Origin of the sequence: Bacillus sp. ISL-55, from assembly GCF_018613155.1 — a bacterium.
Classification (GTDB): Bacteria; Bacillota; Bacilli; order Bacillales; family Cytobacillaceae; genus Mesobacillus.
In genome coordinates this window covers 104,638-125,119 of the sequence record NZ_JAGGQU010000001.1, presented here as the reverse complement: position 1 = coordinate 125,119, position 20,482 = coordinate 104,638, and the positions used below count along the sequence as shown (strand labels likewise).

The 20,482-nt window shown below is 43.0% G+C and carries 17 protein-coding genes; all 17 read right to left on the bottom strand.

Going from position 1 to position 20,482, the window contains the following annotated elements; all coding sequences use genetic code 11:
• Positions 1-117: 117 nt before the first annotated feature.
• The gene (locus J7E32_RS00605; RefSeq protein WP_214902132.1) at positions 118-2,454 is read right to left on the bottom strand and encodes a DNA translocase FtsK; all 2,337 of its coding nucleotides are present in this window, start codon (positions 2,452-2,454) and stop codon (positions 118-120) included.
• Between the two features lie 242 nt (positions 2,455-2,696).
• Positions 2,697-2,909 (bottom strand): YlzJ-like family protein, encoded by a 213-nt coding sequence (locus J7E32_RS00600; RefSeq protein WP_214902130.1) that lies wholly within the window; start codon positions 2,907-2,909, stop codon positions 2,697-2,699.
• Positions 2,906-3,646 carry a ClpP family protease gene (locus J7E32_RS00595; protein ID WP_214902128.1) on the bottom strand — a complete coding sequence of 247 codons (741 nt, stop codon included), beginning with the start codon at positions 3,644-3,646 and terminating at the stop codon, positions 2,906-2,908. Before J7E32_RS00595 ends, J7E32_RS00600 begins: the two co-directional genes overlap by 4 nt.
• Before the next feature lie 128 nt (positions 3,647-3,774).
• Complete coding sequence (locus J7E32_RS00590; protein ID WP_214902125.1) at positions 3,775-5,445, bottom strand: ribonuclease J; 1,671 nt, start codon at positions 5,443-5,445, stop codon at positions 3,775-3,777.
• An 868-nt stretch (positions 5,446-6,313) separates the two neighbouring features.
• Entirely contained in the window at positions 6,314-7,180 is an 867-nt protein-coding gene (gene dapA, locus J7E32_RS00585) for a 4-hydroxy-tetrahydrodipicolinate synthase (protein WP_214902122.1), read from the bottom strand.
• A gap of 60 nt (positions 7,181-7,240) precedes the next feature.
• On the bottom strand, positions 7,241-8,485 hold the full coding sequence (gene dapG / locus J7E32_RS00580; RefSeq protein WP_214902119.1) for an aspartate kinase: 1,245 nt from the start codon (positions 8,483-8,485) through the stop codon (positions 7,241-7,243).
• Between the two features lie 41 nt (positions 8,486-8,526).
• Positions 8,527-9,576: an aspartate-semialdehyde dehydrogenase gene (asd, locus tag J7E32_RS00575; RefSeq protein ID WP_214902110.1), complete on the bottom strand. Its 1,050-nt coding sequence runs from the start codon at positions 9,574-9,576 to the stop codon at positions 8,527-8,529.
• A gap of 397 nt (positions 9,577-9,973) precedes the next feature.
• Positions 9,974-10,570: a dipicolinate synthase subunit B gene (locus J7E32_RS00570; RefSeq protein ID WP_102262234.1), complete on the bottom strand. Its 597-nt coding sequence runs from the start codon at positions 10,568-10,570 to the stop codon at positions 9,974-9,976.
• On the bottom strand, positions 10,567-11,469 hold the full coding sequence (dpaA, locus tag J7E32_RS00565) for a dipicolinic acid synthetase subunit A (protein WP_214902585.1): 903 nt from the start codon (positions 11,467-11,469) through the stop codon (positions 10,567-10,569). The genes J7E32_RS00570 and dpaA overlap by 4 nt, the downstream gene beginning before the upstream one ends.
• 211 nt (positions 11,470-11,680) lie before the next feature.
• Positions 11,681-11,926, bottom strand: coding sequence for a YlmC/YmxH family sporulation protein (locus tag J7E32_RS00560; protein WP_023614840.1), 246 nt, complete (start codon positions 11,924-11,926; stop codon positions 11,681-11,683).
• A 654-nt stretch (positions 11,927-12,580) separates the two neighbouring features.
• A complete protein-coding gene (locus J7E32_RS00555) occupies positions 12,581-13,813 on the bottom strand; it encodes a M16 family metallopeptidase (RefSeq protein WP_214902108.1) in 1,233 nt (410 codons plus the stop codon).
• 83 nt (positions 13,814-13,896) lie between these two features.
• Complete coding sequence (locus tag J7E32_RS00550; protein ID WP_214902106.1) at positions 13,897-14,862, bottom strand: polysaccharide deacetylase family protein; 966 nt, start codon at positions 14,860-14,862, stop codon at positions 13,897-13,899.
• A gap of 318 nt (positions 14,863-15,180) precedes the next feature.
• Entirely contained in the window at positions 15,181-17,298 is a 2,118-nt protein-coding gene (gene pnp, locus J7E32_RS00545) for a polyribonucleotide nucleotidyltransferase (protein WP_214902104.1), read from the bottom strand.
• A 291-nt stretch (positions 17,299-17,589) separates the two neighbouring features.
• A complete protein-coding gene (gene rpsO / locus J7E32_RS00540; protein WP_023614845.1) occupies positions 17,590-17,859 on the bottom strand; it encodes a 30S ribosomal protein S15 in 270 nt (89 codons plus the stop codon).
• Positions 17,860-17,981: 122 nt separating this feature from the next.
• A complete protein-coding gene (gene ribF / locus J7E32_RS00535; protein ID WP_214902102.1) occupies positions 17,982-18,935 on the bottom strand; it encodes a bifunctional riboflavin kinase/FAD synthetase in 954 nt (317 codons plus the stop codon).
• Between the two features lie 87 nt (positions 18,936-19,022).
• A complete protein-coding gene (gene truB / locus J7E32_RS00530) occupies positions 19,023-19,940 on the bottom strand; it encodes a tRNA pseudouridine(55) synthase TruB (protein ID WP_214902100.1) in 918 nt (305 codons plus the stop codon).
• Positions 19,941-20,098: 158 nt separating this feature from the next.
• Positions 20,099-20,479: a 30S ribosome-binding factor RbfA gene (gene rbfA / locus J7E32_RS00525; protein ID WP_214902098.1), complete on the bottom strand. Its 381-nt coding sequence runs from the start codon at positions 20,477-20,479 to the stop codon at positions 20,099-20,101.
• Positions 20,480-20,482 lie beyond the last annotated feature (3 nt).

Below are 20,482 nucleotides of genomic sequence, written 5' to 3'. Positions count from 1 at the left end.
TTTGTAAGCGGTTTTAATAGTATGACATAATTATTTCTCCAATAGGAGGTATTTACTATATCAAAAGCAAAAGCCGGATGTGACCATCCGGCTTTTGACTCGTTTCAAGTATTGATTTTATGCCTCTTCTGACTTAGCCACCAGGACGGTCCTTGGTTTACTTCCTTCATAAGGACCAACGACACCGCGCAGCTCCATTTCATCAATCAGCCTTGCCGCGCGTGAATATCCTATCCTGAATCTCCTTTGCAGCATGGATACAGAAGCTGTTTGCATTTCCACCACAAGGTCTACAGCATCACCATACAATTCATCTTCAACCTCAGACGTGTTCTCAGGTATATCCTCTGGAATCATTTCCTCCTGATACTGTGCCTTTTGTTGGCCAATGACGAAGTTTACAACCTCTTCAACCTCTTCATCCGATAAGAAAGCTCCCTGCACCCTGACAGGCTTGGATGCACCGACCGGCAGGAACAGCATATCTCCTCTTCCCAGCAGCTTTTCAGCGCCGCCCATATCGAGAATCGTCCGTGAGTCTGTCATCGAAGAAACGGCAAATGCAATTCTTGACGGAATATTTGCTTTGATTACCCCTGTAATGACATCAACAGATGGTCTCTGCGTTGCAATGATCAGGTGGATTCCCGCAGCTCGTGCCATCTGAGCGAGTCTGGTAATTGAATCTTCAACATCCGAAGATGCGACCATCATTAAGTCAGCTAGCTCGTCCACAATAACGACAATGAATGGAAGCAGAGGCTGTTTTGCTTCTTCCTCGCTATTATACCTCTTAATATATTCATTGTAGCCTTCTATGTTCCTTGTACCAGTGTGTGAGAAGAGCTCATAGCGCCTTTCCATCTCACTGACCACTTTTTTCAGTGCCTGGGATGCTTTCTTAGCATCGGTGACGACAGGAGCCAGCAGATGTGGAACTCCGTTATAAACATTCAACTCTACCATTTTCGGATCAATCATCATCAGTTTGACTTCATGAGGCTTTGCCTTCATGAGAATACTAGTGATAATGCCATTAATACATACACTCTTGCCGCTTCCTGTAGCACCAGCAACAAGAAGGTGGGGCATTTTATTCAATTCTGCAAGCACTGCTTCACCGGTAATATCGCGTCCTAAACCAATTTGGAGTTTTGCCCCAGGTTTGTTGTGCTGTTTTGAATCAATAACTTCCCGTAAAGAAACCACTGCCACCTCAGAATTAGGAACCTCTATTCCAATGGCTGATTTTCCTGGTATAGGCGCTTCGATCCTGATATCCTTCGCAGCCAAAGCCAGTGCCAGATCATCGTTCAGACTTACAATTCTGCTAACCTTGACACCGACGTCGGGGTGCACTTCATATTTCGTAACAGCAGGACCAAGATGCACCTGGGTAACCCTTGCCTTTACGCCAAAGCTGTGGAATGTACGTTCAAGCTTGGCCGCATTGGCATGGATCATTTCGTATTCTCCACTCTGGTCGGTTTTATTCGGCAGCTTCAATATGTCTATCGGCGGGAGCTCATAGGAGGTATTCTCTACCTCGGTAAAAGTAATGGGCTGTGCCAATGCTTCCCCGTCATCTTCTTTGTCATTTGCAGGTTTTGCCTGCTTCTCCGGCTGCCATGGTTGTGCTTCAGCCGGGTTTGTATAGGCTCGCTCCGCAAAGCTGGAGATGATTGGCTCTGGAGCGGGCTCCGGGTTAAGGTCAATTATTTTTTCAACAGATGATTCCTGTTTATCTGCCTGTTTGCTCTCAGTTTTTGCCTGTTTCGCTTCGAGCTTCTTGGCTTCCTTTTTATGCTGTTGATCTTCCTTCCACTGCTTTAGATCATCAATAAATGAAATCCACTGGCCTTTGATAAAACTGCCAATCGGTGTAAGTATTTTCCCCGCAACTTCACTAAAGGTCTTCCCTGTAACGAGAATACCTCCAATGATGATCAGAAGAAAAGCAATCAATTGAGATCCTGCTGCATCAAACAAAAAGTAAAACAGCGCAAACATCACAGCGCCGATCATCCCGCCTCCGAGGTCGGTCGTGCTTGTCTCTCCTTTTGCTTCCATGACATATAGCTCAAAAGTATTTTTAATGACACTAGGATCCTCAAACTTACCTCCATTGGATAATAGTTCGAATAACGTCACATGACTTAATAACAAGATTGCACCAACAATCAGATATGTACCAAGCAATTTGGTATGGAATATAAACGGGAGACTGCGTTTCCACATAATGTAAATACTGAACACGACCAGTCCTACCAGACTGAGCATATACCATTCCCCGAAGAAAAAGCGGAAAAACATTACGACCGCCCTTCCTACAGCACCCAAATCCGCCATCGCTATGATGGCCAACGCGAGCAGTGCTAACCCGGCAAGTTCATATTGAACTGTTGTTTTCAATGTACTCTTCTTTCTCGATTGCCGTCTTTTCTTTTTGGCCATTTTATCACCTGAATATTTTTAGCTTCACTATCAGCATAAGCAAAGAGTCCTGTTCTCAAACTGCAGTAAGAATAAAAGCAGCCCTATTCGGCTGCCAATGCTTTAGTGTAACCATATTATATCATATTTGCCAGTAGAATCGGCACAATCGTTTTTTATAATAGATAGGGGCGATGCTATTTCACTGGGTGCTCTGGTCGTGGTAAAAGGTTTTCTATTAAATCATATCGCGCAATGAGTACTTAAGAAAGAGTAATGGTAGAACCAGGCAAACAGGATTGCTCCATATAATGGTTTGGGTCTGTACTCATTACCCTGACTACCCGGTACTCGTGATTCTCTGTATATTCAGCCATGATAGGGATTCCATTATAGCTGATCATGACCTGGTTAACGGCTCCCTCTTCACTCGGCGGAAAAACCTGTTCATGCGGCATCATAGTATAAAGGATCATTGTACAATCACTTCTGACTCTCGTTTATTTATATCGATTAATTCATTTAATTTTTTCATCGCCTGCCCTATTCCGCCGACTTCATGGATCAGACCAGTCTCAACTGCATCAAGGCCGACAACATTCGTTCCGATGTCCCTTGTCAGGTTGCCTTTGGCAAACATCAACTCTTTGAATGTCTCTTCAGTTATATTGGAATGCTTCGTAACAAAGTTAATAACTCTATCCTGCATTTTATCGAGATATTCAAATGTTTGCGGAACACCGATGACGAGTCCAGTCAACCTGACTGGATGAATTGTCATTGTCGCAGTCTCGGCAATAAACGAATAATCACAGGAAACTGCTATAGGCACTCCGATGGAATGACCGCCGCCAAGTACGATAGAAACGGTTGGCTTCGAAAGTGATGCCAGCATTTCCGAGATTGCCAGCCCTGCTTCCACATCCCCGCCAACAGTATTAAGAATGACAAGCAATCCTTCAATATTCTGGTTTTGTTCAATTGCAACAAGCTGCGGAATCAAATGCTCATATTTTGTCGTTTTATTATGAGGCGGAAGCTGCATATGCCCTTCGATTTGACCGACAATCGTCAAACAATGAATTTTTGAATCTTGAGACAGCTGGGGAACATTCGTCTGACCAAGCTGTTGGATTTTCTCAAGAAGGCCCGATGGTTTGTTTTCCTTATCCCCTTGCTGACCTTCCTGGTTTTCCGAACTGAATTTATTCATATTCATATGCTCCCTTCAGGCATGATAATTTTAGTATGAACATCATCTTCAATTTCATTCCAGAGCGCTAAGTGACATAAAAATAAAAAAACAAAAAGCACTGGCCTTGAGCCAGTACTTTATCGTGCTTATTTAACTTCCATTATGATCGGCATGATCATTGGGCGGCGTTTTGTTTTTTCATATAAGTATTGGCTCAGTGAATCACGTATATCCTGTTTTAGACTGTTCCAATCGAATGGCTCTTTATTTGTATTTTTCTCTACGACTTCTTTTACCAGGGTGATTGAATCAGCCATCAGCTTTTCTGATTCTCGTACATAGACGAATCCGCGGGATATAATTTCCGGGCCGGCTGCAATCTTTCTGTCTGCTTTATTCAGTGTGACGACTACAATTAAAACACCGTCCTGCGAGAGCAGCCTGCGGTCGCGGAGAACAATATTGCCTACATCTCCTACTCCGATTCCATCAATCAATATATTCCCTGCCGGCACCTTCTCTGTGGACTTTAGTTTTCCGCCAGAAATGTCAATAACGTCACCGCGGTCCGGGATGTAAATATTCTCTTCCAAAATTCCGCAAGACTGCGCTAACTTTTTGTGGGCCTTAAGCATTTTGTGTTCACCATGAACAGGAATGAAGAATTTCGGGTTCATTAAATTAATCATGAATTTCAGTTCTTCCTGGCTTCCATGGCTTGAAACCTGAACACTTTTTTTGCTTGATACTACGTTTGCTCCGGCTCGGTAAAGCATATCCATTGTCTTAAAAATAAATACTTCACTTCCCCTTAATGGGGATGCTGCAAACAAGACAGTGTCCCCTTCCTGGATATTTACCTGGGGATGCACTTGTTTAGCCATTTTTTGAAGGGCTTCAATTGGCTCGCCCTGATTTCCCGTGGTTAAAATAACTACCTGATTATCTTCATAGTTCTCCAAATCATTTACCGAAATAATCAAGTCCTTTTCAACCTGTATGTAGCCAAGTTGTAATGCCAGATCATAAACACGTTTCAGGCTTTTTCCTGCCACAGCTACCTTACGGGCATTTGCCGCGGCACTGTCAAAGAGATGCTGGATTCTGTTTAGATCAGAAGCGAAGCAGGCAGCAATGATTCTGCCCTGTGCATTATGAAATACATTAGACAACTCAGAAACAACGGTTGATTCAGATGGAGTATATCCCGGGCTCTCCGCCTCTGTACTGTCAGAAAGCAGGCAGAGAACTCCTTTTTCACCAATTGCGGCCATCTTGCCAATTTCGGGTTTGTATAGCGGGCCAGCAGCCTGATCGAATTTAAAATCACCTGTATGTACGATTGCTCCTTCTGAGGTATTGATGCTGATGCCAACTGAATCAGGGATGCTGTGATTGGTCTTGAAAAATGAAACAGAAACACTTTCGAAATTCAAGACAGTATCTGCATTGATGTCATGAAAATCAACCGAACCACAAAATTCCTGTTCCTTCATCTTCTCCTTTGCAAGGGCAATGGTAAGCTTAGTTCCATAAACAGGAACACTTATTTTTCTCAAAACATAAGTTAATGCGCCAATGTGGTCTTCATGCCCATGCGTCAGTAGAATCGCCTTTACCCTTTCACTATTAGAAGTTAAATAGGAAAAATCGGGAATGACAATATCGATCCCCAGCATCTCATCTTCGGGGAACATTAACCCTGCATCAACCACAAAAATATCACCGTCCACTTCGGTGACGTACATATTCTTGCCGATTTCCCCTACTCCACCAAGTGCAATGATTTTTATATTTTCATTTTTCTTCGTATTCAATTCTCCGCTCCTCCTATGTTGTTATATCTCCGACCGTGACCAATTAATAACATTATACTTGATGACAGAAAATATTGACAACTTAATATCCTAAGGGATTTTCTAGGTGACAGAACCCGGTTTTTTCATTAATCTGCTTTTATCCATTAGAACCAGCATAAGTGTTTATCAAACATCCTGAGGTCAGGAAGGTGGCCAAATGTCTAACTGAACTTAATAGACATTTCAGGCCGCGTGTTCAGTCAAAATGTCGAGGAAGGCTGGTTTTATTAGACATTTTGGTGCTTGTGGGCCTTCAAAATGTCCAGGAAACTGTGTTTATTAGACATTTTGTAGCTTGTGCACTTTCAAAATGTCCAGGAAGCTGGTTTTATTAGACATTTTGGTGCTTGTGGGCCTTCAAAATGTCCAGGAAACTGTGTTTATTAGACATTTTGTAGCTTGTACACTTTCAAAATGTCCAGGAAGCTGGGTTTATTAGACATTTTGAAGCTTGTGCACTCTCAAAATGTCCAGGAAGCTGTGGTTATTAGACATTTTGGAGCTTGTGGACTTTCAAAATGTCCAGGAAACTGGGTTTATTAGACATTTTGTAGCTTGTGCACTTTCAAAATGTCCAGGAAGCTGTGGTTATTAGACATTTTGGAACTTGTGCACTTTTCAAATGTCCAGGAAACTATTTTTATTAGACATTTTGGTGCTTGTGCACTTTCAAAATGTCCAGGAAGCTGTGGTTATTAGACATTTTGTAGCTTGTGGACAGTACCATAAGAAAGGCCACGATGACATTACTGAAATGCCATAGTTCAAAAATTGCTTTTTTTACATCTCAAAAAAAGCCAACCCCCAAAGGTTGGCCTTACACAATTTATTGAAATAGTTTAGCTACTGCGGTTCTTTCCTGTTCAGTCAATGGCACCATTGGCAAACGTACAGATCCTACATCAAGCCCTTTTAGCTGTAAAGCCGTTTTTACAGGTGAAGGACTAGGAGCTGCGAACAGTCCCTGCATGATTGGCAGCAGTCTCTGGTGGAGTTTCGCTGCATCAGCATTTCTTCCGCTTAAGTATGCATCAACCATTGCTTGCATTTCATTTCCAATTACATGTGAAGCTACAGATACAATTCCAGTACCGCCGATTGCAAGCACTGGCAGAGTCAATCCATCATCTCCACTATATAGAAGGAAATCGTCCGGTGTATTGGCGATGATTTGCGTCATGGCGTTCAAGTCGCCGCTTGCTTCTTTTACAGCGACAATGTTGGGAATTTCAGCAAGCCTGATGATTGTTTCTGGCAGAATGTTGACTACTGACCTGCCCGGAATGTTATACACCATTACTGGGAGTGAGGTAGCTTCTGCAGCTGCCTTAAAATGCTGGTAAAGGCCCTCCTGGTTTGGCTTATTATAGTATGGCGCTACAATCATGATCGCGTCCACGCCAATCTCTTCTGCTTTTTTAGTCAGTTCGATGGTAGCATATGTGTTATTGCTGCCCGTTCCTGCAATGACAGGAACCCTCTTGTCAACAACCTTCACGACGTGCCGGAATAATGCGATTTTCTCTTCTTTAGATAGAGTCGGGGATTCACCTGTTGTCCCTGCAACAACAAGGGAATCTGTCCCGTTATCGATCAAATGGTTTACTAGCTGGGTCGTTTTATTGAAATCAATGTGACCTTTGTGGTCAAAAGGGGTCACCATTGCTGTGGATACTCTTCCGAATTGAACCATTCCTGTTCACTCCTCTTCTGAAAGGCTTCCGGCTTTTAGAGGCCGGAAGCAAAATCTTTATTAAATATCTTGCCGTTCGAAATCTGCTGTTTCCTCTTCGAGTTGGAAGGCATCATGCAATGCATTTACTGCCTTTCCTAAATCCTCTTGTTTGACCAATACCCAAATGGTTGTATGGCTGTCAGCGGACTGAAGGATGCGGATCCCTTTTTCTGATAAAGCTGTAACAATTTTTGAAGTTACACCCGGGACTCCTGCCATTCCTGCTCCGACAACCGATACCTTCGCACAATGTCTCACAATTTGCGGAGTGTGTCCCAATCCTTCTAATACTCTCACAGCCCGGTCCGTCATTTCGTCCAAGACAGTGTAGACCACTCCATTTGGAGAAATATTAATAAAATCCACGCTGATATTTTCATTGGCCATTGCCTTAAAAACCTCAGATTGGAGATTGTATTGGTCTTTTTTTGCAAAAACCTTTATTTGGCTTACATTTGAAACATGCGCAATTCCCGTTACAGGTCGTTCCTTTATGTCAGTTCCTTTATTTTCACGATTAAGGGTAGTAACGAGCGTGCCAAGGCCTTCCGAATAAGTTGACCTGATTCTGATCGGAACTTTTGCCTGCATGGCGATCTCAACAGCACGTGGGTGGATCACCTTTGCTCCCTGGTAAGCCATATTGCAAACTTCGGTATATGTTACCACGGAAAGTGGACGTGCGTTATCAGCAATTCTCGGATCAGCAGTCATGATTCCTTCGACATCGGTAAAGATGTCAATCCAATCAGCGTTTAACGCCGCGCCGAGTGCCGCCGCCGATGTGTCACTGCCGCCCCTGCCGATTGTAGTCACGTCCCCATTTTTTGCAGCACCCTGGAATCCTGCCACGACGACTACGTCGACCTGATCCAGTTCTCTTAGCAATCGGTCGCACTTCATATCAAGTATCCTTGCGTTCGTATGCTCGCTATTCGTCCTGAAACCAGCCTGAGCACCTGTAAGCGCAGTTGCATTAATGCCATTTTCAAGCAGCATATTGGTAAAAACAACACTTGAAATCGTTTCTCCGCATGATAATAGCATATCATGCTCCCGCTTGCTGATCTTGCTGTCACTTCCTCCCAGCATGCTGAGGAGAGTGTCAGTAGCGTACGGATCTCCCTTCCTGCCCATCGCAGAAACGACTACCACCGCTTTGTACCCATCCGCGATTGCCTTCTTAATATGACTCATCGCCTGGATGCGGCTTTGTTCGTCTCGGACAGAAGTACCGCCAAATTTTTGAACGATTATTTTCATCGTAACACCTCAGAATTTCTGTCATTAAATCAATTTTGTGTTTACTTTACTATTCCAAGCTTTACAAGACTTTCAGCAATCTGGACTGAATTCCATGCTGCCCCTTTTAACAGGTTGTCAGAAACGACCCACATATGGAAGCCTTTGTCATTGTCTAGATCCTTCCTGATTCTGCCGACAAAAACGTCATTTTTGCCAACACAGAATGCAGGCATTGGATAAAGCTGCTGTTCAGGATCATCCTGCAGGACAACTCCCGGTGCATCAGCTAAAAGCTCTTTCACTTCTGCTGCAGAAACATCGTCCTGCCCAATTTCAATATACACCGATTCTGAATGACCTGTGCCTACCGGCAGGCGTACACATGTTGCCGCTACCTGCAGTCCAGGCATGTGCATGATTTTTTTAGTTTCATTGATCATCTTCATTTCTTCATACGTAAAACCGTTATCTACGAATGTATCGATCTGGGGAATGGCGTTGAATGCAATCTGGTAGTGCTTATCGGCTGACTTGACCGGAAGGATCTTAGGTTCATATTCTTCTCCGTTCAGGATTGCCTGTGTCTGCTCCTCCAGCTCCTCGACAGCAGCAGCACCTGCACCAGATACTGCCTGGTACGTGGATACGATAATCTTTTTCAGGCCGAACTTTTTCCGTAATGGCTCCAATGCAACGACCATCTGGATCGTAGAGCAGTTCGGGTTAGCGATGATCCCATTATGTGAATGCAGATCCTCCTCATTTACTTCAGGCACGACAAGCGGAGTGTTTTCATCCATACGGAATGCACTTGTGTTATCCACAACAATCGCACCGCGTTTGACTGCTTCTGGTGCCAGTTCCTTGGAAACACTTCCTCCTGCGCTGAACAAGGCGATATCTACACCTTCAAAGCTTTCTGGCTTGGCTTCCTGTACTGTCAACTCTTCGCCTTTATATTGAACCTTTGTACCAGCTGATCTTGATGATGACAACAATAATAGCTCAGACACAGGGAAGTCCCTGCTTTCAAGCGTCTGGATCATCTGCTGACCTACTGCTCCTGTTGCTCCAACTACTGCTACACGGTAACCTTTTCTCTCTGACATTGCTGTTTCCCCTTCCACTACCAATATCGTTTTAATACCCCGCATTTTAGCTGAGGTTGTTTGAATCATAAGTATAAAACGGCGGTCTATAAGAAATAACCGCCTAGTATATTATCCTATATTTTATCATAATCAATCATTAAGAAAAGAAACATTTTGCTTCACTGCCGGAGAAAAGCATTTCCAAAATAAAATATGCTGTGTTTGTGTTGTTTTTTTAAAAAAAACAGACTCTTTTCGCATCGATTGTTGCTATCCGCACATTCCCTTGAACACGTGCAACCTTAGAGGCTCTCAAACTCATTTCTGTATGACCTCTGAACGGATATGGCTATCCATAAACCAAATTTTACTCCCGCTAGCAACAATGATTTCGAAAAAAGCCTGAAATTTCTCCTTAGTTATCCTTGTAACGCTCGACTAATACGGGTTGTAACTGTTTTCCATTCATTGCCTCAACGATTGTTTCGGAAAGCATTTCCATTCTTGCAACCATTGAATTTGGCTTTTTCACTGGATCATCCTGGCCAAAAGGAATCATGTAAATATTCTTGGTTGCCATCAGCCTCATAAGGTTTACGCCGTTAAGCCCCAATGCATCGTTAGTAGAAATACCAAGGACAACTGGCTTTTGGTTCCTTAATGTTGCTTTGGCAGCCATCAAAACTGGCGAATCTGTCATTGCATTTGCAAACTTGCTCATGGAGTTACCAGTCAGCGGCGCAATGACCATGCAATCCAGAGGGATTTTTGGACCTAGAGGTTCTGCCTTTACAATCGAATCAATCACTTTATTACCTGTTAGTTCTTCAATCCGCTGTACCCAATCTTCACCTTTTCCAAAACGTGTTTCTGTATTTTTAACTGTGAATGTGACAACAGGTAAAACTTCAGCGCCTGCATTCACCAACTTTTCAATTTCCGGAAAAACAGCGTCGTACGTACAATGTGAGCCTGTTAATCCAAAACCAATCTTCTTACCTTTTAAACTCATACTTCTTTCTCCTTTCGGTTTATAAAGTCTTCCATAAGCAGCTGAGAAAGAACATTCGCCAAAATTTGTCCCGCTGTTTTCGGGGCAACGATTCCTGGCAATCCAGGTGCAAGCAATGCTTTGATTCCACGTTTTTCCGCATAGCGAAAATCCGTTCCACCTGGTTTGGATGCAAGGTCGATGATCAAAGTATGAGCAGGCATCCTCGAAATGACGGAGGCAGTAACAATTTGATTAGGAATCGTATTGATGCAAATATCGGAATCCGAGACCGCCTTGCCTATATCGGATAAAAGGAAAGGTTCTAACCCCATTTCCGAAATCCTTGCAATGTGTTCGCTTTTCCGGGCCCCTACCTTCACCTTGGCTCCAAGGGCATGGAAGGTTCTCGCGACACTCATCCCAACTCTTCCAAGGCCGAGAACAGCTATCCTTGAGCCATGGATAGTGAAATCCGTATGTTGGATTGCCATCATGATCGTTCCTTCGACCGTCGGAATCGAGTTATATATTGCAACATCATCACGAGCGAATAACTGTACGAGTTTCCTGTTCGCTTGATTTGTAATCCCAGTTAAATAGGAATTACTGATACCTGAATAAACTGTGCAATGTTCAGGTGTTTTTTCAAGCATTTCTTTTATAAGGACTACTTTTTCATTCGAGAAAATGGTCTCGACCTGGCCCTCCATACTCGTACCTGGCACAGGCAGGATCAAAGCATCCTGTACGGAAAAATCAACTTCATCTATCTTTTCTTTTGAGGCACCTGTAAAAGCATGATCCAACTGCTCGAAGCCTATTAAAGAAAGCTTTGCATCAAGCTCTGTCAGCTTGCGAATAATCTCCAGCTGTCTCGCATCACCGCCGATAACCGCGATTTGCATTCCTGTCAGCATGAGAACAATCACCTTCTTTTCCATTAATCCTGGAATATAAATTTCATTCATTTCGAACTACTTCAACATCATATGTATCAGACTGGGAATAGGTGAGTTTTCCATAAAAGAAAAGCGCCAGCCATTGGCCAGCGCTCAAAATTGTATTAGTTTAAAAACAATGATCCCTAAATACATAGGCAAAAAAATAAAGCCGGCTTTAGGCCCGCTTTTACTCTTCATCATCAGGGATGTCAATGATAATCATGTCTGATCCTATTTTTTTGATATGCTTCCATGGTACCCTTACTTCTCCTGATTGTTTGCGGAGGCCGAACCATTTTAAAGACGGAATAATCAAAGCCTCTATTTGTCCGGTTCTTTCATTGATTTCCAAATCCGTCTGACCAAGGACGCCCAATCTTTCTGCCCTCTTTACATCGACGATTTCTTTTCCTCCAAGTTCACTTAGTTTCATGATGCCCTCCCCCTGTCACTTTGTCCTTATTATATATGTATCAATCCAGGAAGTTTTTTAGAATACATATCCGTTAAAAAAGGGGTATTGTTATCATGAATCTGCTGTTATTTTGACAGCTTTTCAGGCGCAGAGGCCAAAGCTGTCACGATTCCTTCGTTTTCTTGACAGCTTTTCCAGTGCAGAGGCCAAACCTGTCACGATTCCTTCGTTTTCTTGACAGCTTTTCAAGTGCAGAGGCCAAACCTGTCACGATTCCTTCGTTTTCTTGACAGCTTTTTAAGTGCAGAGGCCAAACCTGTCACGATTCCTTCGTTTTCTTGACAGCTTTTCAAGTGCAGAGGCCAAACCTGTCACGATTCCTTCGTTTTCTTGACAGCTTTTCTGGTGCAGTGTCCAAAGCTGTCACGATTCCTTCGTTTTCTTGACAACTTTTCAGATGTAGAGGCCAAACCTGTCACGATTCCTTCGTTTTCTTGACAGCTTTTCAAGTGCAGCGGCCAAACCTGTCACGATTCCTTCGTTTTCTTGACAGCTTTTCAGAAGAAGATCATAAAGCTGTCAAGAATCACCAAGTTATACTAGTATCCGCCCTTGCCCTGAATGGATCAAAAACAGCAGCTTCATATGGAAGCTGCTGTCGATGGGACGATTTTATACGTTTGGCAGTTCGCCATTTGGACTGATCAGCGAAACAGAGTATTTGTCTGTAAAGATCTTATTTGCCATGCCGTCTACGCTATCCTTGGTCACCTGGTCGATTTGTTCGACGATCTCATCAAGGGAGCGGTGTCTTCCTAGCAGGAGTTCATTTTTTCCGTTTCTGCTCATACGGCTGTTTGTGCTCTCAAGACTTAGCATCAGACTGCCTTTAAGCTGCTCTTTGCTGTTGTTGAGTTCCTTCTCCGTAATGCCGTCTGCTCGCAGCTTCGTGAGCGTGTCCTGAATTGTTTCATATAAAACGCCAAGCTGATTTGCTCCTGTGCCGCCATAAATCGTCACCATTCCGCTGTCACGATAAGCGGAGTGATAGGAAAATACAGAATAAGCAAGGCCGCGTTGTTCACGTACCTCCTGGAACAATCTGCTGCTCATGCTGCCTCCCAGTACATTGTTCAATACGATTAGGCTATAGACGTCTGAATGGCCAATTTGCAAGCCTTCAAACCCAAGGCACAGATGTGCTTGTTCAGTTTCTTTTTTCCTGGAAGCCTGTGTTGCGTGGAACTCTGGTTTCTCATATTCCATCTTCTCTTTGCTCGCTTCATATGAGCCGAAGAATTTTTCAGCATTATTAATGAAAGATTCCGGAACGTTCCCAGCAATGGAAATGACGACGTTTTCCGGTCTGTACGTATCATGCATATACTGTTCCAATTTTTCTCCTGTAAAACTTTGGAGCGTTTCTTCCGTACCCAGGATTGGGTACCCCAGTGGATGGTCACCATAAACAGCCTGACTAAGTAAATCATGGACGATATCATCTGGTGTATCTTCATACATCTTGATTTCTTCATTTACAACGTTCTTCTCTTTATTTAGCTCCTCTGAATCAAAGGTAGAATTAAAGAACATATCAGCTAAAACTTCAAGTGCATATTGTGCATGATTATCTAACACCTTAGCGTAATAGCAGGTATATTCCTTGGAAGTGAATGCATTCACCTGGCCGCCAATGCTGTCAAAGGACTCTGCGATTTCTCTGGCAGACCTTGTTTTGGTGCCTTTGAAGAACATATGCTCAAGGAAATGGGAAATCCCATTATTCTCTGGGCTTTCATTACGGGAGCCCGTTCCGATCCATACTCCGATTGCGACAGAACGGACAGTTGGGATTTGTTCTAGTACGATTCTTACACCGTTTTGGCATGTATATTTCTTTATCATTATATTCCTCCTCTGGAACCTGCTGCTAAAACTTCTGCATTACTTAGTATAGTCCATTTAACTTACTTTTTCCAAATACAATGCTATTCTTTCATTTTTTTTGCAGATACTATCCGATTTTCACTCAACATATTTGATACAGTTCCAATTTGCAGGTCTTTATCTTTTATTTTTGTGATTAATTGGTCGAGCGAGGCAGCAGTCGACTCTGTTGGATGCATTAAAATCATTGCGCCATTATGCACCTTACCCATCACCCTGTCGATCAGTTTTTCTGGCGTTGGCTTCTGCCAGTCGATTGTATCAACACTCCACATGACAGTCCCTAATTGATGGGCTGCAGCAATTTCAACTACCTCGTCCTTGTAATACCCGCTCGGTGGAGCGAACCATTTGGTTTTCACCCCGGTCACTGCTTCAATAACTTCATTTGTCCTCCTAATCTCTTCATTGATTTTAGGAGCAGAAAGCTGCTTCATGTTTGGATGCGTAAATGAATGGTTTCCTATCTCATGGCCCGCATCAGCAATCATTTTAGCCATACCCGGATTATTCTTTACCCATCTGCCTTCAAGAAAAAAACTAGCGGTCACATTATGCTTCTTCAATGTCGCCAGCATCCCGGACAAATACTCATTCCCCCATGCTACATTGATAATAAAGCTGACCATTGGCTTTTCAGGATGCCCTTTGTAAATGGCCATAGGCGGCAAATCACTTAGATGGATTTCAGGAGGAACCTGTTTAAAGACCAGCTTTTCCGGATCAAATTTCCCTTCCTTCTCCATTTTGCTATATGACTTTTTTACATCTACTTTAAGACCATTGTAGCCGGGGATTACCTTCCAGACCGGATCCTTCCTGGCATCCGATGGTTCAACTTCAAATTCTTTTGCTTTCATTTCGATTTCTGACATTAATGAATTCACATTCCCTGTCACCGCAAGTGTCCCGGCTTTTAGCCCTGTTACATATGTATGAGAGAATGGATTATTCACCATGGTCCAGCCCGCAATCAACATGACAGAAATTAATAAAAATTTTCTCATTTAATGCGCCTCCTCTTCTGTAAGGTCTCTTCATAAAATTGGCTTTGAGTCTCGAATGTACAAACAAGGCCTTATTTTATTTTATGAAACAGAAGGACAAGGTAGAACGAAAGACCATTGTCAGCCATCAAAGAAAAAACAGAGCGTGACTACTAGCTTGCGTGGAATGCTTCGGATGAGCCGGGGGTGTTAAAAATAATTTGTGAGAAAATCAAAAAAAGGCCGGATTGCCCCCGGCCTTTCAATGTTTTATAAGAAACTGAAATCTGTGTCCAGCTCCAGCGCCTAGCCCTTCGAGGCGCATCGGCATTTCTTATTTTATGATTGTTTTTCAGCCTTTTCACGCTGTTCTTTCAACACTGCCTTGCGTGAAAGATTGACTCTTCCTTGCTTGTCGATTTCAGTGACCTTAACTAGAAGTTCATCTCCGAGCTTAAGGACATCTTCAACTTTTCCTACCCGCTCTTCAGCAAGCTCGGAAATGTGTACCAAACCGTCTTTTCCAGGGAAGATTTCCACGAACGCACCAAACTTTTCGATGCGGCGGACTTTACCAAGATACATCTCTCCGACTTCGACTTCACGGACGATATCTTCGATGATTTTCTTGGCCTTTTGGATCATTTCTTCGTCTACTGAACCAATAAATACCGTACCATCTTGTTCGATATCGATTTTTACGCCAGTTTCTTCGATGATCTTGTTGATTTGTTTTCCGCTTGGCCCAATGACGTCGCGAATTTTATCCGGCTTGATCCACATCGTAATGATTTTCGGAGCATATTTTGAAAGCTGCTCGCGTGGTTCTTTGATAGTGGCAAGCATAGATTCCAGGATATGCATACGACCTTTTTTCGCCTGTTGTAAAGCTTCATCAAGTATCTCACGGGATAACCCATCGATCTTGATATCCATCTGCAATGCCGTAACACCTTTTGCCGTTCCGGCTACTTTGAAGTCCATGTCACCAAGGTGGTCTTCCATACCCTGGATATCAGAGAGAATAGAGTAGTGTTCTCCTGATTTAATTAGACCCATAGCAATACCAGCAACCGGTGCTTTAATCGGCACACCAGCATCCATCAAAGCTAATGTACTTGCACAGATACTCGCCTGTGAAGTAGAACCATTTGATTCAAGAACTTCGGATACAAGGCGGACTGTATATGGGAAGTCTTTTTCATTTGGGATAACAGGTTCAAGCGCACGTTCGCCAAGTGCACCGTGCCCAATTTCACGTCGGCCTGGTCCGCGAATCGGTCCAGTTTCACCTACTGAGAATAACGGGAAGTTATAATGGTGCATGAAACGTTTTTCTTCTTCTATTCCAAGTCCGTCAAGGATTTGAACATCACCCATTGCTCCAAGCGTACAAATGCTCAAAGCCTGTGTTTGTCCCCTTGTGAACAAGCCGGAACCATGAGTTCGGGAAAGCAAGCCTACCTCTGAAGAAAGCGGGCGGATTTCGTCTACTCCACGGCCGTCTGGACGGACTTTTTCTTCCGTAATCAAGCGGCGTACTTCGCCTTTGACGATTTTATCAAGGATCTGTTTCACCATTTTAAGCTTGTCTGCATCCGCTTCCTGCTCTTCATAGCGAGCAACAATGGAATTTTTAACTTCTTTAATTGCATCTTCGCGTGCATGCTTTTCTTGTACCTGGATTGCAGCAAGCATGTCTGGTTCGCAAATCCCGCGTACTTCTGCTTCTAATTCTTTGTCTATTTCAAAGAGAGTAATTTCGCGCTTCGCTTTACCAACCTGTGCCACAATTTCCTGTTGGAAAGCAATAAGACGCTTGATTTCGTCATGTCCAAACATGATCGCTTCAAGCATTACTTCTTCAGGAACCTCATCCGCACCGGCTTCAACCATGTTAATCGCATCCATTGTACCTGCAACGACAAGATGCATATCGCTCTTTTCTGTTTCTTCAACAGATGGATTAATGACGAACTTGCCATCAATTCTTCCAACTGTCACACCAGCGATCGGCCCTTCAAACGGAATATCGGAAACACATAGCGCCAGTGATGAACCAAACATTGCAGCCATTTCAGATGAACAATTTTGATCCACACTCATCACAATGCTGATTACCTGTACATCATTACGGAAACCATCAGCAAATAACGGACGGATTGGACGGTCAATCAAGCGGCTGGCAAGGATAGCCTTCTCGCTTGGACGTCCTTCACGCTTAATAAAACCACCTGGGATTTTACCAACAGCATATAATCTTTCTTCATAATTTACTGTCAGCGGGAAAAAGTCTAAATTCTTCGGTTCTTTTGAAGCAGTTGCAGTACTAAGTACCGCTGTATCGCCATAACGGACAAGTACAGCTCCATTTGCCTGCTTAGCAAGCTGCCCTATTTCGACTGTCAGCTTACGGCCTGCCCAGTCAAAGGAAAAACTTTGTTTTTCTTGTTCCATACATTTAAGCCCCTCTCTACCATGAAAATCCATCCAGATTTACTATCTGGGAAAATTATTTAAAACAGTACCATTGCCTGTCTTATAACAAATATACCTTTATAAAAGAGATTAAAACACATAAGACGAGTCTGGTTAATCAGACCTCGTTTTAAACTGCCTGTCCTGCTTCAGGAGAAAACTTTTATGTTATAGTATGCGCCAAAATACAACGCTTAATATCAATATAATGTTATGTACATCCAAAAAATTTGCCTAATAAAAAAGCGGGATAAATCCCGCTTTTACAGACTATCTACGTAGACCAAGCTTGTTGATTAACTCGCGGTAACGAGCAACATCCTTGTTACGAAGGTAAGTCAAAAGATTACGACGCTTACCTACCATTTTCAAAAGACCGCGACGTGAGTGGTGGTCCTTCTTGTGAACGCGCAAGTGGTCGTTCAATGTATTGATTTCTGCAGTAAGGACAGCGATTTGAACTTCTGGTGATCCAGTATCACTTTCGTGAGTCTTGAATTCGTTGATAAGTTCGTTTTTACGTTCTTTTGTGATTGCCATCCGATTCACCTCCAATTAGTAATCCCCTGTTACCGAGCAAGCGTCGGTGACTCGACTTGCCAAGCAAAGGTTCTTTTTTGATACGTTAATAAGAATACATCTTTTTACGACAAAAAGCAAGTCTAACCCTGGTTTTTTTCAAAGTATAGGAGTGCTTGTTGCTTATCTTTTTCGATTTGGGCAACAAGCTGCTGTATTCCCTCGAATTTCCGTTCACTTCTCAACCGGAGGTGCCACTCGATTGTTGCGGCTTCACCGTAAACCTCTTTGTTGAAATTGAAGATGTGGACTTCAACAGAAGGTTTGTCCTTTTTTTCCTTGTGGAAGGTTGGTTTATAGCCAACATTGCAGACTCCTTCATGCCATACCCCTTCAACCTGAATCTTTACAGCGTAAACTCCAGTTGGCGGGAGAATGTACTGGTCTTCGATGCCAACATTCGCAGTCGGGAAACCAATTGTTCGACCTCGGCGCTCTCCATTTATAACGGTTCCCTTTGTCGTATAAAATCTCCCTAGCAAACCTGGCATCTCCTCCACCTTTCCGTCCCTTAAAATGGTACGGATCAAGGTAGAGCTAACCTTTTCTTCATCTTGATTGGACAGCTTTGATACTACTGTAAAATCGAATTTACCTCTCGAATGGAACTGGATTGTCTCCATATTCCCTTTCCCCATTTTGCCGTAAGAATAATCAAATCCTGCCACAACATGGTGTACATTCAATCCTATGATATATTGATCGACAAATTCCTGGGGCAAAAGACTTGAGAATTCGATTGAGAAATTAACAACAAATAAGTAATCTACACCCATTTCCTCGACTATTCGAGTTTTTTCATCCAAAGGTGTTATATATTCAATGTGTTGGACGCTCTTGCCAAGAACCACAGAAGGATGAGGATCAAAGGTCATGACCGCACTCTTCAATCCTTTGGCTTCAGCCTCTTTTTTTGCTTCTTCGATTACCTGCTGATGCCCTAAATGTACTCCGTCAAAATAGCCCAGTGCCATAGCCATCGCTGGAAAATCTTCTTTTCTATACTCATGAGGGTGGTTTAGCTTAATCAATTTCACGATAATACTCACCTTTTCTGACCCAGCTGCTCATTTATCAAGACAATTGCAATAATTGCTTATTTATAAGAAAAAGCAAAAGATAGACTACTGCTCATTTCTTAGTACTTTATCAGGCTTCATCATCCCAATTTTGGTTGGGTGTGCCCTGTAGATCGCGAGCGCTTTTTCGTCTTCTGTTTCTACTACGATAGGACCCTCAATCCCCTTAAAATCCTCAGGGATCGTAAGCAATGCCCCATTTTTCACTTTCTCTGCTACTTTATCATTAATGCGATATTTCGGCAAATAAGAAATACCAGCTTCCAATGGGTGCAGAGCAGTTTCCAGCTCGCTTTCTTGTGCCAATTCTTCAAGCTGTTCAAAGGTATAGCAGTCCTCAATAGTAAAGTCAGCGGATTGGATTCTCACCAGGGAAGACATATGTGCAGGATAGCCTAATTTTTCACCAATCATCACTGCCAATGTTCGAATGTACGTGCCCTTGCTGCATGATACCCGGAATTTAAAGCTAACCTGCTGACCTTCAAACAACTCTCTGTCATCAAGAAGCTCTATGCCATAAATAGTGACCTTCCTTGTTGGCCTTTCAACTTCAATCCCTTGTCTAGCATATTCGTATAATTTTTTTCCGTTTACTTTTACAGCAGAATACATCGGAGGTGTCTGTTCAATTTCACCCTCCAGCGACTGAAGGACCTTTAGAATCTCACCTTTTGTTATGACTCTGTCCACTTGTTTTTCCTCGACCTTCTCACCCGAAGCATCTTCCGTAGTGGTCGTGAATCCAAGGGTGACTTCACCCTCATATGCCTTTCCTGCATCTGTAATGTATTCGGCGATTTTTGTCGCTTTGCCCACACAAATTGGCAATACTCCAGTCACATCAGGATCAAGTGTGCCTGTATGCCCGACCTTCTTCGTTCTTAACAGTTTCCTGAGTTTAAACACGCAATCATGCGATGTCATTCCCGCTGGTTTAAAAAGAGGCAGAATCCCTTCCATTTTCTATTTCCTCGATTCTTTTATGTATTAGGCTGTTTTCTCAACCTTTTTTTCTATGTATTCGTTTTTACGATTATTATCGAAAAAAATGGATAGACAAAAGTGTCTATCCATTTTTCCTATCAAGATCAACGGTCCAGACAATTATGTCTATCCGTTTAATCATTGTCCTTTTCTTGCTCTTCTTCTCCAGGCTGCTCTTCCCTATGCAGCTCATGGATTAGAGAATTGATACGATTACCATAAGCCATCGTTTCATCAAATTCAAAGATCAGTTCAGGAGTCTTTCTTAGGCGGATTCGCTGGCCAATTTCTGTCCTGATGAAGCCCTTGGCCTTCGCTAATCCTTTAAGAGTGTCTTCCCTCTGTTGTTCATCGCCTAAAACAGAGATATACACCTTTGCCTGCTGAAGGTCCCCTGTAACCTCGACATCCGTTACTGTTACGAAACCTACTCGCGGATCCTTGATTTTTCGGCTGATGATATCGCCTATTTCTTTCTTCATTTGTTCGCCAACACGATTTACTCTATGACCCATTTT

Excerpts from the sequence above, each read along its gene's own strand:
- J7E32_RS00605 (WP_214902132.1), bottom strand. The coding sequence starts at position 2,454 with ATGGCCAAAAAGAAAAGACGGCAATCGAGAAAGAAGAGTACATTGAAA.
- J7E32_RS00600 (WP_214902130.1), bottom strand. The coding sequence starts at position 2,909 with ATGATCCTTTATACTATGATGCCGCATGAACAGGTTTTTCCGCCGAGT.
- J7E32_RS00595 (WP_214902128.1), bottom strand. The coding sequence starts at position 3,646 with ATGAATAAATTCAGTTCGGAAAACCAGGAAGGTCAGCAAGGGGATAAG.
- dapA (WP_214902122.1), bottom strand. The coding sequence starts at position 7,180 with ATGGTTCAATTCGGAAGAGTATCCACAGCAATGGTGACCCCTTTTGAC.
- dapG (WP_214902119.1), bottom strand. The coding sequence starts at position 8,485 with ATGAAAATAATCGTTCAAAAATTTGGCGGTACTTCTGTCCGAGACGAA.
- asd (WP_214902110.1), bottom strand. The coding sequence starts at position 9,576 with ATGTCAGAGAGAAAAGGTTACCGTGTAGCAGTAGTTGGAGCAACAGGA.
- J7E32_RS00570 (WP_102262234.1), bottom strand. The coding sequence starts at position 10,570 with ATGAGTTTAAAAGGTAAGAAGATTGGTTTTGGATTAACAGGCTCACAT.
- dpaA (WP_214902585.1), bottom strand. The coding sequence starts at position 11,469 with ATGCTGACAGGAATGCAAATCGCGGTTATCGGCGGTGATGCGAGACAG.
- J7E32_RS00560 (WP_023614840.1), bottom strand. The coding sequence starts at position 11,926 with ATGAAACTAAGTGAACTTGGAGGAAAAGAAATCGTCGATGTAAAGAGG.
- J7E32_RS00555 (WP_214902108.1), bottom strand. The coding sequence starts at position 13,813 with ATGATAAAGAAATATACATGCCAAAACGGTGTAAGAATCGTACTAGAA.
- J7E32_RS00550 (WP_214902106.1), bottom strand. The coding sequence starts at position 14,862 with ATGAGAAAATTTTTATTAATTTCTGTCATGTTGATTGCGGGCTGGACC.
- pnp (WP_214902104.1), bottom strand. The coding sequence starts at position 17,298 with ATGGAACAAGAAAAACAAAGTTTTTCCTTTGACTGGGCAGGCCGTAAG.
- rpsO (WP_023614845.1), bottom strand. The coding sequence starts at position 17,859 with ATGGCAATCACAAAAGAACGTAAAAACGAACTTATCAACGAATTCAAG.
- truB (WP_214902100.1), bottom strand. The coding sequence starts at position 19,940 with ATGGAAGGGATTCTGCCTCTTTTTAAACCAGCGGGAATGACATCGCAT.
- rbfA (WP_214902098.1), bottom strand. The coding sequence starts at position 20,479 with ATGGGTCATAGAGTAAATCGTGTTGGCGAACAAATGAAGAAAGAAATA.